The organism is Colwellia sp. C1TZA3 (assembly GCF_007954265.1).
Classification (GTDB): domain Bacteria; phylum Pseudomonadota; class Gammaproteobacteria; order Enterobacterales; family Alteromonadaceae; genus Cognaticolwellia.
The window spans coordinates 1-699 of record NZ_VOLS01000155.1; the positions used below are offsets into that span (position 1 = coordinate 1).

Annotated in this window: 1 protein-coding gene; it reads right to left on the reverse strand. The window is 37.1% G+C overall.

Features of this window, described 5'->3' with window-relative positions; translation table 11 throughout:
* Positions 1–40: 40 nt before the first annotated feature.
* Positions 41–699, reverse strand: a 659-nt coding sequence (locus ESZ39_RS17630; RefSeq protein WP_146881205.1) for an IS1595 family transposase, incomplete at its 5' end; no start/stop codon positions are given.

Genomic DNA, 699 nt, shown 5'->3' on the forward strand with positions numbered 1-699 from the left:
GGCTGTGTTGTAGTTTAGTGTGGGTAATAGAAATTTCATTTTATAAAGCCTCTTTTATCCACGTTTGATCTGAATATTCTTTGTTATTCTCCATAAACCTAAACCAACTCAAATAATTCTCAATGTAGTCAGTACCTATGCCATTAAAGCGTTTTAACCAACCTTTCCATCGTTTCATGTAATTATTCAACGTTTGAATATGATAGATACCCTCAATTACTCGTTGATTATCAAGCCCTATTAGCCGCTTATGATCAATATCTAATTCTTCGGCAATTCCTGTGTATGATAAGTTACCATCGGTACAAAGCACTGAGCCTGATGATAACAATGGTTTTAATTGGGCTTGAATATTTTCTTTAGTATTACGCTCTAAAACCTTATGCGAAACAACACCACTGCGATCTAGCGCAATAAAGATAGGCACTTGCTTAATTTTACCACCGCCTCGTTTACGTGATTTACGCTTAATCTGTCTTTTGCCTTTAAGTGATTCTGGCAAAAAGGTTTCATCTGCTTCAATGACTCCCGTTAGCTCTGACGGATTAAAGCTGGCAGGAGCTTTAATAAACATATGTCGCCATCGAAAAGAAGTTCTAAGCGTTATGTTTAAGGCTTTAGCTGATTTTCTAAGAGACACGCCTTCCCACATTAACTTCGTGTATTCAATCCACTTCTCAGCCTTTTTCATGCGGTAAA